11 protein-coding genes are annotated in these 11,996 nt (G+C 39.1%); 7 read left to right on the forward strand and 4 right to left on the reverse strand.

Going from position 1 to position 11,996, the window contains the following annotated elements:
• Window positions 1-120: 120 nt before the first annotated feature.
• From CSQ79_RS06915 to devC, 4 genes are all read left to right on the forward strand, one after another.
• Window positions 121-705: a TetR/AcrR family transcriptional regulator gene (locus CSQ79_RS06915; protein WP_099700448.1), complete on the forward strand. Its 585-nt coding sequence runs from the start codon at window positions 121-123 to the stop codon at window positions 703-705.
• 91 nt (window positions 706-796) lie between these two features.
• The gene (locus CSQ79_RS06920) at window positions 797-1,966 is read left to right on the forward strand and encodes an ABC exporter membrane fusion protein (RefSeq protein ID WP_099700449.1); all 1,170 of its coding nucleotides are present in this window, start codon (window positions 797-799) and stop codon (window positions 1,964-1,966) included.
• 39 nt (window positions 1,967-2,005) lie between these two features.
• A complete protein-coding gene (locus CSQ79_RS06925; protein WP_099700450.1) occupies window positions 2,006-2,620 on the forward strand; it encodes a GNAT family N-acetyltransferase in 615 nt (204 codons plus the stop codon).
• A gap of 100 nt (window positions 2,621-2,720) precedes the next feature.
• Window positions 2,721-3,884, forward strand: a complete 1,164-nt coding sequence (gene devC, locus CSQ79_RS06930) for an ABC transporter permease DevC (RefSeq protein ID WP_099700451.1) — start codon at window positions 2,721-2,723, stop codon at window positions 3,882-3,884.
• A gap of 49 nt (window positions 3,885-3,933) precedes the next feature.
• On the opposite strand, the gene CSQ79_RS06935 is transcribed toward devC, so the two are convergent.
• Window positions 3,934-4,296: a four helix bundle protein gene (locus CSQ79_RS06935; protein ID WP_099700452.1), complete on the reverse strand. Its 363-nt coding sequence runs from the start codon at window positions 4,294-4,296 to the stop codon at window positions 3,934-3,936.
• 110 nt (window positions 4,297-4,406) lie between these two features.
• Between CSQ79_RS06935 and CSQ79_RS06940 the strand changes: the two genes are divergently transcribed.
• Window positions 4,407-5,093 (forward strand): DevA family ABC transporter ATP-binding protein, encoded by a 687-nt coding sequence (locus CSQ79_RS06940; RefSeq protein ID WP_099700453.1) that lies wholly within the window; start codon window positions 4,407-4,409, stop codon window positions 5,091-5,093.
• 1 nt (window position 5,094) lies between these two features.
• Here CSQ79_RS06940 and CSQ79_RS06945 read toward each other — a convergent pair whose 3' ends face one another.
• The 3 genes from CSQ79_RS06945 to CSQ79_RS06955 form a co-directional block, all read right to left on the reverse strand.
• Window positions 5,095-5,667, reverse strand: coding sequence for a methyltransferase family protein (locus CSQ79_RS06945; RefSeq protein WP_099700454.1), 573 nt, complete (start codon window positions 5,665-5,667; stop codon window positions 5,095-5,097).
• 21 nt (window positions 5,668-5,688) lie between these two features.
• Window positions 5,689-6,255 (reverse strand): Uma2 family endonuclease, encoded by a 567-nt coding sequence (locus CSQ79_RS06950; RefSeq protein ID WP_099700683.1) that lies wholly within the window; start codon window positions 6,253-6,255, stop codon window positions 5,689-5,691.
• A 159-nt stretch (window positions 6,256-6,414) separates the two neighbouring features.
• Window positions 6,415-7,914 (reverse strand): phytoene desaturase family protein, encoded by a 1,500-nt coding sequence (locus CSQ79_RS06955; protein ID WP_099700455.1) that lies wholly within the window; start codon window positions 7,912-7,914, stop codon window positions 6,415-6,417.
• A gap of 1,242 nt (window positions 7,915-9,156) precedes the next feature.
• On the opposite strand from CSQ79_RS06955, the gene CSQ79_RS06960 reads away from it, so the two are divergent.
• Both CSQ79_RS06960 and CSQ79_RS06965 read left to right on the forward strand, forming a co-directional pair.
• Entirely contained in the window at window positions 9,157-10,533 is a 1,377-nt protein-coding gene (locus tag CSQ79_RS06960) for a helix-turn-helix domain-containing protein (protein WP_099700456.1), read from the forward strand.
• A gap of 331 nt (window positions 10,534-10,864) precedes the next feature.
• A complete protein-coding gene (locus CSQ79_RS06965; protein WP_099700457.1) occupies window positions 10,865-11,977 on the forward strand; it encodes a glycosyltransferase in 1,113 nt (370 codons plus the stop codon).
• Window positions 11,978-11,996: the final 19 nt, after the last annotated feature.

Below are 11,996 nucleotides of genomic sequence, written 5' to 3' on the forward strand. Positions count from 1 at the left end.
ATCTTAGCTAATACCCATTTTTATTTTTGCTTGACTTATAACAAACGTTCGATATAAGATATTTGGCAAAGCAATTTACAATGCCGATTTAATAAAAGACTGGGGTTCGCTCGTTATTCTATGCCCAAAATTGTTGACCATGACCAATATCGCAAAGAGTTACTCACAAAATGCTTTGATTTATTTGCAACTAAAGGTTACGCCTCGGTAACAATGCGTCAAATAGCCCAAGAAATAGGAGTATCAACAGGAACTCTATATCATTACTTTCCGAGTAAGCAAGCTTTATTTTGGCAGCTATATGACGAATTTAATGAACGAGACACTGCAAGTATGAATGCCGTATTGAATAATATTCATACTTTACAAGAACGAATTACAGCAATTTTTGATTACATTGCCCAGAACGAAGATTATTTCTTCAAACAATTTCTGATTACAGGCGACTTTTATCAACAACAAGATCGCGAGGAAATTTTAGCAAATGAAACCCTCAAGCGCAACTATAAGTTAAATCAAGAGTTTGTTGCCAAAGCTTTGGAGACTGACGATCCGGCTGTAGTTAATTTTGCAATGTGTTTAGCAACAGGAATTATGGTTGTACGTTTATTTGAAGGCAATGTTGTTGAATATGCTGAGCAAGCACAACTGTTTCATAAAATGCTAACGCTTTATTTACAAGATGTATCGCTTAAAAGTTGGTAACTGGTAACTGGTAATTGGAAAGACTACTTATTAAAAATCACCCATTACCGATTACCGATTACCGATTACCCAACAAAAAAGGAAAAAATCAATGGCGCTTGGGCTATTCTCTAAAGGAGCAAATCGCAAGTTAATTGGGTTAATTGTTTTAGCAATGCTTACCGGAGGTATTGCATATTATGGAATTTCTCAGTTTGGACAAAGAAGGACACCTCAACCTACTGCAACGGTTCCCATTGTTAAAAGAGTCACCGCTTTAGGAAGAATCGAACCTGAAGGTGAAGTCATTCGCTTATCTGCACCATTAGCGTTAGATGGCGATCGCATTTCCCAAATTCTCGTTCAAGAAGGTGATAGAGTGCAAACAGGACAAGTTGTAGCAGTATTAGATTCACGCGATCGCCTGCAAGATGCCTTGCAACAAGCCCAACAACAAGTTAAAGTCACTCAAGCACGACTCGCACAAGTTAAAGCAGGTGCAAAACGCGGACAAATTCAAGCCCAGCAAGCCACAATTACGCGACTAGAAGCTGAACTCGCAGGTGAAATTGCTGCCCAAAATGCCGCGATCGCTCGTTGGCAATCAGAAGTTCGTAACGCCAATGCAGAGTATAATCGCTTTCAACAGTTGTATCGACAAGGTGCTATTGCAGCATCTAGCTTAGATAACAAACGTTTAATTGCTGAAACCGCCCAAGCCCAACTTGACGAGGCGCAACAAACTCAAAGTAAAACGATAGAATCTCTCCAAGCGCAACTCAAAGAAGCACGCGCAAACCTAAATCAAATCTCAGAAGTCCGCCCAGTTGATATTCAAGCCGCCCAAACTGAAGTTGAAGAAGCGATCGCCTCAGTTAACCGCGCCCGCACTGATTTAGCACAAGCCTACATCAAAGCACCAAGATCAGGACAAATTCTCAGAATTCACGCGCGAGTCGGCGAGAAAATTAGCGATTCTGGAATTGCCGATTTAGCCCAAACTGATACCATGCTAGTGATAGCAGAAGTATACCAAACCGACATCAGCAAAGTCAAGCCAGGACAAACCGCAATTGTTACCAGCGAAGCGATTAACGGCAAACTTCAAGGAGTTGTATCGCACGTAGGTTTACAAGTCGATCGCCAAAATGTTTTCAGCAATCAGCCAGGAGAAAATCTCGATCGTCGCGTCGTTGAAGTCAAAATTCGCCTTAATCCTACAGATAGTCAACAAGTTACTGGGTTAACAAATTTACAAGTACAAACAGCAATTGATCTTTAACCTTATTTATAACGAATGTGCGATATGCAAGAAAAAATCATGAATACACCAGTAGTTAAGTTAAAGCGATCGCAAATTGATGCAGCAAGCGAAGTTTTAGCCCAAGCATTCAACAATGATCCGATGTTTAGATACTTTGCATTAGAAGACGAACCAGCAAGGTTAGATCTGATCAACTGGGTGGCAAAAACAATCTTGCGCTACAGCCAACACTACAACCACATCTACACAACGCAAGACGACCTAAAAGGAATTGCCGTATGGCTACCACCAGGAAAATACCCACTCAACGATTTACGATTACTCCTATCTGGATTATATAGAATTCCTCCTAAACTGCGTTTCAATAGATTCAGACAACTAATCGCCCTCTACTCCAAGATTGAAGAATACCATCAACAAGATCTACCGGAAAAACACTGGTATCTAAATATGCTAGGCGTTTCACCCGCATATCAAAGCCAAGGAGTTGGTAGTTTACTACTACAGCCAATCCTCAAGCAAGCAGATCAAGAAAAACTCCCCTGCTACCTAGAAACCTCTACCGAAAAAGGTGTGCGCTTTTATCAAAAACAGGGCTTTCAAGTACTGCGATCCGGTACATTCCTAGAAATGAATCTCTCCTACTGGACACTCAAACGAGAACCGCAATAGGTAACTGGTAACTGGTAATTGGTCATTGGAAAAAACTTACTAAGAATTACCCATTACCCATTACCCATTACCCATCACCCCTTACCAAAACGCTATCACTATGCTTCCTAAATGGCTGCGCCGTACACCCTTAGCATGGCGACAACTCCTCAAAGAAAAAACTCGCCTGCTTGTAGCATTAGCAGGAATAGGCTTTGCAGATATGCTGATGTTTGTACAGTTGGGATTACTAGATTCACTTCTAGATTCAGCGACAAAACCCCATCAGAATCTCCACGCCGATTTGGTATTGATTAATCCACAGTTTCAAACGCTGATTGATGTGAAAAGCTTTTCGAGAATTCGATTGCAACAAGCTTTAGCAGTTGATGGTGTGGCTTCAGTGCGATCGCTCTACACTGGTAATGCGCAATGGCGGAATCCTGACACGCTTCTGAATCGAGGTATTATGGTATGGGGTATTGATCCAGTAAACCCAGCGTTTAACTTTCCCGAAATTAATCCACATTTGGATCAGTTGAAGCAACTAGATCGGTTAGTATTTGATCGCGCTTCTCGACCAGAGTACGGGGCGATTGCTGAATTAGTTAAACAACAAGGAACTCTACAAGCACAAGTTAATAATCGCACTGTTCAAACAGTAGGTTTATTTACACTCGGGGCTTCTTTTGGTGCAGATGGTAACATCATCACTAGTGATTCTACTTTCTTCCGGCTATTTCCAGAGCGTCAGCCAGATCAAATTGATGTTGGGTTGATGAACTTAGAACCAAAAGCAGACGTTGAAACTGTCAAAGCAGCACTCCAAGCTAGTTTACCAAATGATGTAAAGGTAATGACTCCGCAAGAATTTACCCAGATTGAAATTAACTACTGGGAAACTGGAGGTACTGGTTTTATTTTTGGGCAAGGTGTTGTTGTTGGCTTTATTGTCGGTATTGTGATTGTTTACCAAATTCTCTATTCCGATGTTTCCGATCACTTACCAGAGTACGCGACATTAAAAGCAATGGGATACAGCGATCGCTACTTACTCACTGTATTAATGCAAGAAGCTTTACTTTTAGCCGCATTAGGTTTTATTCCTGGATTCTTGTTATCTCTAGGACTTTATCAAATCACATACATGGCGACATTGCTACCAATTGCAATGAAGTTAGAACGCGCCGCCTTTGTACTGTTACTCACAATTATTATGTGTAGTGTTTCCGGTGCGATCGCCATGCGTAAACTACAATCCGCCGATCCCGCTGATGTGTTTTAGGGGGTAATGGGTAATTGGTAATTGGTAATTGGAAGAAGACTATTAACCGTTATCTATCTTCTAATGATCTTAAGTATGCATTTAATTTAGGAGATAGTTCGTCAATGATTTGCTTTAGCTTAACTGATTGTTCGCCATTAATTAACTGTCTCGTGTATGCCAACCGCAACCAGCTAATAGTTTCGTAGAGTGAACCTCTAGCAATTTTAACAAACCGTTGATTGTCTTTAAAATTGTAGCGACCTCTTCCCTCAGCGATATTAGCACAAATACTATCCGCCGCTCTCACAATTTGTTTTCCTACAGTGTCTTTAGCAAAAGTATCCCAATGTTTAACAACTTGCCAAACTTGATTTGCTAAACCTTCAGCCAATCTGTACACATCCAGACTTTCAAAATCAGGTCTTCCCATTACCCATTACCAATCACCCCTCCTCTTAATTCTTCCCATTACCCATTACCAATTACCATGCAACCCGTCATCTAATTCTTCCCATTACCCATTACCCATTACCAATCACCATGCATCCTGTTATTTCTATCAAAAGCCTCAACCATTACTTTGGTGAAGGAACGCTGCGCAAACAAGTTTTATCTGACATCAATTTGGAGATTCAAGCAGGTGAAATTGTGATAATGACAGGACCTTCTGGTTCTGGTAAAACAACTTTGCTAACGCTAATGGGTGGACTAAGATCTGCACAGGAAGGCAGTTTAAAAATTCTCAATCAAGAAATGTGTGGTGCTAGTAAACGGCAATTAATTGAGATTCGGCGCAATGTTGGCTATATTTTTCAAGCACACAATTTAATGACATTTCTCACTGCAAAACAAAACGTACGGATGTCTCTAGAGTTGCATGATGAGATGTTGAATCAAAATTTAGATGCAAAGGCGATTGCCATGTTAGAAGCTGTAGGTTTAGGCGATCGCGTCGATTATTATCCCGAAAAGCTATCAGGAGGACAAAAACAAAGAACTGCGATCGCTCGTGCTTTAATTAGTCGTCCAAAAATTGTTTTAGCCGATGAACCTACCGCTGCACTTGATAAAAAATCTGGGCGCGATGTTGTCGAAATTATGCAAAAGTTAGTTAGAGAGCAGGGATCAACAATTTTACTTGTAACTCACGATAACCGCATTTTAGATATTGCCGATCGCATTCTCTACATGGAAGATGGATGTTTAGTTAATAAACAACTTGTGTAAATTAGTAAACTAAGGGAATTATCTTATTAGTCTTTTCTTTATAGACTTTATAGTCTTCTCCAAATCTACTTTCTAGCATCTCCTCTTCTACACGAATACGATAATCACATGACACAAAACTAGTGAATGTAGTCATTAAAAGTACAATCCAATTAGATACAGCTAGTCCTGCACCAATAGTCATTATAAAAACACCTAAATAACCAGGATGGCGAATAATACTATATAAATCAATATCAATAATTTGGTGTTCTTCAACAATTTGAAGTGTTCGCGTATAAAATTTACCCAGTGTTTGAGCAGCCCAGTATCGAGTTGAAAGACCACTCATCATCATAATAATTCCTATCCAACTAACATATATATTATTCCAATGCCCTAAATTATAAAAATTTAAGATAGGTGCTAACAATACAAGTAAAATACTAAATAAACCATTAGCCCACATCATATAGGAACTATTACGATCAGATAAACCTGGTTGAAGGCTAAGGGCTTGTTCTCCTTTTCTGAGTTTCCTCTCTACAACAAAGTAACAAGCTATTAAAAAATAAGCTAAAAAAGTTGTTATCATTTTCACTGCTTTAGTATAACACTACCAAATTTCATTTAAATCAAGCTCAAAGTCTGGTAGTACATCTTCTCCTGACAAAGAGTTAGGCGATGATAGTATTTCCACAGAATGTCCTAGACGATAAACTTCTACTTGTCGATTTTGCGGATCAATAAGCCAACCTAAGCGCACATCATTAGTAATGTACTCTTGCATCTTCTCTTGTAAAGGCTTCAAGCGATCGCTACTAGAGCGTAATTCAATCACAAAATCAGGTGCAAGCGGAGGAAATTTTTCTTGCTCTTTTGGTGTTAATCTATTCCAACGCTCTAAACTAATCCAAGCAGTGTCAGGAGAACGAAAAGCACCGTTTGGTAACTTAAACTCTGTAGAAGAATCAAAAACTTTACCTAATTTTTTTTGCTTATTCCAAGCGCGGAGTTGATAGTTAATTTCTGAATTGCGATCGCCTGTAATTCCTCCTGTAGGTGGCATAACAATTAAAGTACCATATTGATCGAGTTCAAGCTTTAAATCAGGATTATCCTCACAGATTTTAAGATACTGCTCTTCTTTAATAGGAGCGATCGCACTAAGATTCAACAGCATCATTTTCTCGCGCCTCCCTTAAGTAACTCTAGATATTTAGCAGTCTTAAATCATTCGTGAAAACCTCTATATTTTCTTCTCTCTGTGTCTCTGTGGTTCGTTACATATACTTTGGGTAGTTAGTAAGGCTTTATAATACCAATTACCCAATTTTGCCAACTATACAGCAGCTAGTGATCCTAAGTCTTGATTCACAAAAAACGCTGCACTCCGCGCTGCTTCTAAAATAGTTAACAACCCACTACCAGGATGCACAGCACCACCAATCCAGTATAAATTGCGGACATTCTCAGAGCGAATGGGAGGACGGAATGGACCTAACTGACGCCATCCATGCCCTAAATTGAAAACTGCACCTAAGTAAACATTGTAATCATCGCGCCAAGTATCCGCTGTGTAGCAAGTTTCAGTGACAATATGCTTTTCTACATCTGCAAAGCCTAAAATTGACATCCGTTTAATAACTAAGTTTCGATATACCTGTTGCTTTGTAGCCCAATCAACGCCGTAGGATGTATTTGGAATTGGGGCTAAAACATACAGTGTACTGTGTCCTGCTGGAGCATTACTAGGATCAATAATTGACGGATTGCAGACATAAAATGGAGGATCTGTTTCATCTAATGCAGAATCATCCACCCAAGGGCGATCGCGCTTGCGGATATGTTCAGATAAATATAGTTGATGATGTGGTAATTCATAACGGCGATTAAGACCCAAGTACAGCATAAACGTTGAACACGAAAACTGCATTGATTTAAGTTTGTTGTCGCTGTAACGTCCCCGCGCCGATTCGGGAAGTAAATGTCGCACACCATAACCAAAGTCTGCATTGACAATAACTGCATCTGCAACAATGCGTTCGCCACTGACTAACTCAACACCACGAGTGCGATCGCCTTCTATCCACACCTGTTTAACAGGACAATTCAAGTGAATCTTAACGCCTAAATCCTTCGCCGCATGAGCTAAAGCTTGTGCTAGTCCACGAAATCCACCTTCAGGATGCCAAACTCCACCAGCAAATTCTAAAAAGGGAATCAAGCTAAATATACTCGAACAAACTGTCGGATGCATTCCCAGATACTTCGATGGATAGCTGAGTGCATATACCAAGCGATCGTCTTGAAAAAAGCGCCAAAAATGTTGATACAGTGTTTCCCAAGGACGAAAAGACAAGCCAGTTGCTATTTCACCAGGACGCAAGTATCCCAAAGGCGATCGCACAGGTGAACCTAAATAAGGCTTATAACCTGCCTCATTTTTACGAATATGCTCTGTATACCATCGATCAAATGCTTCTGGTAAATCTGGACGCATTGCCGCAAGTTGTGCTTTAAAAGCATCAAGATCTGAAGTTAGATCTAGCTGGCTATTATCCCAGAATCGTATCCGTGTATTTGGATTAAGCTGCTTGAAGTGAATATAGTCTGTTAACTTTAACCCCGACTCGGTAAATAATTCCTCGTACACGCGTGGTAGCTGTAAAATAGTCGGTCCAGTATCAAAAGCATAATCTCCATCAACAAATCCCCGCATTCTTCCACCAACGCGATCTGCAGCTTCAAAGATTTGTACTGAGTATCCTTGACTCGCTAGTCGCATCGCTGTTGCTAAGCCACCAGGTCCTGCTCCTACAATAATAATTTGTTGTGACATTGCCTAACCTTAAATATACAAGCCTTTCTTTTGCTAGCGTAGCGCCATCACTTGGCAATACTCTGAAGCTATAAGCCAGACGTCACAAATTATTTTAAATGGCTGTAGCGATCGCTCAATATAACTTAAGTCTATGCCAAAGTATCATTCTAGACAACGCAAGACAAGTAAACGCACTATCTCTAAAGCACTGTAAACTACTAATTTATTACCTAAGACACAAAATAGTTGGATGAGATTTTCTTGGTCGAGTATCTTACTCTGATAATAGAATTTTAGGTTAAAACTCGTATCAGTTTAGTTAATAGCCTTTGAAAGGGTTAGCGTATAATTGCTCCTACAATTTGACGCCAACTTCAAATCAATGGGCGCTAATACAAGCCCACTCTGCGTACGACTGGCGATCGCTAAACTTAAACTAATGCCTAGTGCAAATTTTTTCCTTGCATACACTACTCTAATAGCTTGAAGAATTGCTCTAAAGCCGCAACTAACAGCGATCTTTTTGACCCAATTAGCATGTTCCAATCCTCACAACTGATAAAAGTCATCTGAGTAGCCATTACTAGCTACTCAGATGAGCGTAAGCAAGTAGATTTGTAAAAAACTACGGTAAGTCGGTAGGAATACCGTGTTTATCTACAAGACTTAAATTTGGCATACATAGCTTGAAAAAGCAAGTACATAATTAACAATTCCATTTAAAATCTGATTTGCTGTAGCGTGACGAAGTGCAGCGATCGCCGTCACGTATCATGCTGATTGTGCCAACAATCAATTTACTTTTTAAGGAGTATACGTGATTAATGCTGATTGACTTTAATGTAGAGATATGTATGATATGAAAAAATACTATTAAATATCTACTCTTAGTTTCAATAATCTACTTTGTTACTACTGACACAGTTTAAGAAGGAGTAGTTTAATTGCGTTGTCTCGATTGATTTAAAATCAAGTAAGTTTAGTTTTGCTTACTGAGAAGACATTGAAGCAAAAATTTTGTTAACTAATAGCTTTTCTATCTTCAGAGAGAGTACATAAAGAAATCGTGATGTCATAACTGTGTCGATAAAAATGTATTCGTAACCTCAAATACATTAAGTCAGGAATATTAGTCCATCAACCAGGGCAATCAAGTTTCAAAACATGACGGCTGAGTAGCTTATAGACAAAGAGGTGTCGTGGCAGACAAGGTTCTTAATTTTCTTAGAACGTTGAAAAATTAAATTTAGAGCATCACTAATGAACATATCTGTAGAAAGGGCACTAGAAATCTTAGATCAATTCAAGGTGGACTTGAGCGAAGTCCAAGAAATGGTGTTCAAACAAACTTGGGAAGGACGTTCTTACCAGGAAATTGCCAAAAACTCTGGATACCAATTTTCTTATATTAGAGATATTGGTTATCGGCTATGGCAGTTACTATCAGCAGCATTTGAGCAGAAGATTACTAAAAATAATATTCAACAGGTATTAAAGCATTATGTTTTAAGTACCGAATCATCTAAACTCAATAGTAATAATTCAGTATATTTGCCAGAAAAAACACCAGGAACTATCCCTAACACATATCAAACAGAAATCGCGTTGCACAGCAGAGATAGGAAAGAAGCACTTGATATTTCCGCTTTCTTTGAGCGTGGAGCTGAAGTTGCAACCTTAAAACAGTGGATAGCACAACGCTGTCGTTTAATTACGATACTAGGCGTACGGGGAATCGGCAAAACGACTTTAGCTACTATTGCGACAGAACAAGTTCAACAGGAGTTTCAATATTCAATTTGGCGATCGCTACACAATACTCAAACAGTCAACGATTTGCTCAGAGAGATTATTGCAGGACTATGTCCGCATCTAGAGGTTAATTTGCCTCAATCTTTAGAGGGCTTGATTTCATGTTTGATGCAATATTTACGCGAGTACCGCTGCTTGTTAGTATTAGATAGTTATGAGTCCATACTTCAAAAAAAACAAAGATCGGGACATTATTCTGCTGAGTATGAAGGATACGGTCAATTTCTGCAAAGAGTTGCGGTTGAACGTCATCAAAGCTGTGTCATAATCGTTACTCAAGAAAAGCCAATTGGGATCTCAGCGGTTGAAACAGAATACTTACCTGTGCGATCGCTACATGTTCAAGGTTTGTCGCAACAAGCTGCTGAGCAAATTCTCAAAGCCAAAAATCTAAGTTTTACCACAGATGAAGGTAGTGAACTTATCAATGTCTATGATGGAAATCCCTTATTTCTAAGATCTGTTGCAGTATCGATTCAATCTCTATTTGGTGGAGATGTGTCTAGATTCCTATCTCAGAAAACTTTTGTTTTCGGAGATATTTGGGATGCGATCGAGCAGCAGTTCAACCGCTTGTCAATTGCAGAAAAACTTTTGATGTATTGGCTCTCTACCAATGATGACTGGTCCCTCTTATGGGAATGTCCAGATTCACTGCAATTTTCACGCAGAGAAATACTTGAAGCCCTGCAATCTCTGCAACACAGGGCATTGATTGAAATTGACTCTTTCTGCTTAACCCAGCCAGTGGTAATTAAAGAGTATATGGCTGAGTCTATTAAGCATCGCAAGCCTGACGTAATCGAGTTAGTCAAAGCGTCCTAAGTTACGATTAATAGCTTTACTGCAGCCTCGAACAAAGTTACTAGGCTGCAACTGTGTATTTTAAATAAAATTAAATGCATATAAGATTCGTATGTCTTACATTTTCAGTACACCTACGATATTTTTACGATATTTTTTACGATATTTTTACGATGTTTTAAATTGTAAAAAAAAGTGACAGCGTGTAAACTGGCATCTAAAGCAGAACAAAACAGAACAAATACCTAATCTGGTTCGCGATCAACTTTGCCTTTAGCCTTTAGTATTTGGGTCAGTTTGCGTACATAGGGCGTTTCACTTTTCTATTCGATAAGGAATAAGTGCATCAATTATGAAGATTGCTCTAGTCCATGATTACTTAACGCAAAAAGGAGGAGCGGAACGTGTCTTTGAATTACTATGTAGGCGCTATCCTGATGCTGATGTTTTTACATCGTTATATGATGCCAAGAACACAATCGATTTAGGTGAAAGAATCGTTTATACAACTGGGTTACAGAATATTCCAGGAGCAAAAAAGTATTTCAGATTGATGGCTCCACTCTACTTCCCAGCTTTTCGCACTTTAGACTTGCAAGACTACGATCTAATTATTAGTAGTAGTAGCAGCTTTGCTAAAGCTGTTCGTAAAAGAATTGGAGCGAAGCATATTTGTTTTTGCCACAATATAACTCGGTTTTTGTGGGACACCGCAACTTACCTCAGAGAATACCGCGATTATCAATATCTTCATCCGGTACTTGAAAAAATCTTTGGAGCTATGCGGCAAGTAGACTTAAAGTATTCGCAAGAGCCTGATTACTATGTAGCAAACTCTCAAATTGTAGCCCGCCGTATTCAACAAACATATCGAAAACCGGCACTAGTTATTAATTACCCAATTGATGTTACTCAATTTCAGTTCTCTCGAGAAAAAGACGATTTTTATCTAGCGTCAGCTCGCTTAATTAGCTACAAACGTATCGATGTTATTATTGAAGCTTTTAATTGGCTGGGATGGTCTTTAGTCATATTAGGGAATGGACCAGAAAGAGAACGTTTAGAGTCACGAGCTTTAAAAAATATTCGATTTTTAGGTCATGTTAGTGATAAAGAGCGTGCTTTTTTAATGTCAAAAGCAACATCTGTGATTGTGGCAGCATTAGAAGATTATGGATTAGTTCCAATAGAAGCAAATACAAGTGGAACGCCCGTGATTGCTTATGGTGCGGGAGGTGTGCTTGATACACAAATACCTGGCAAAACAGGAGTCTTTTTTCAGCGACAAACACCTGAAGCTTTACAAACTGCGTTGTTAGATGCTAAACAAATTCCTTGGAATTATTTGGAAATTCGCAATCATGCCATAAATAATTTTTCCGAAGAAGTATTTTTTAGCAAAGTTGAACAGTTAATTGAGCAAGTTTTTGATCAGCCAGAACCACTAGCGATATCAAATGTTTGATTTTACAGTTGGTGAGAAT

Source organism: Gloeocapsopsis sp. IPPAS B-1203 (assembly GCF_002749975.1).
Lineage (GTDB): Bacteria > Cyanobacteriota > Cyanobacteriia > Cyanobacteriales > Chroococcidiopsidaceae > Gloeocapsopsis.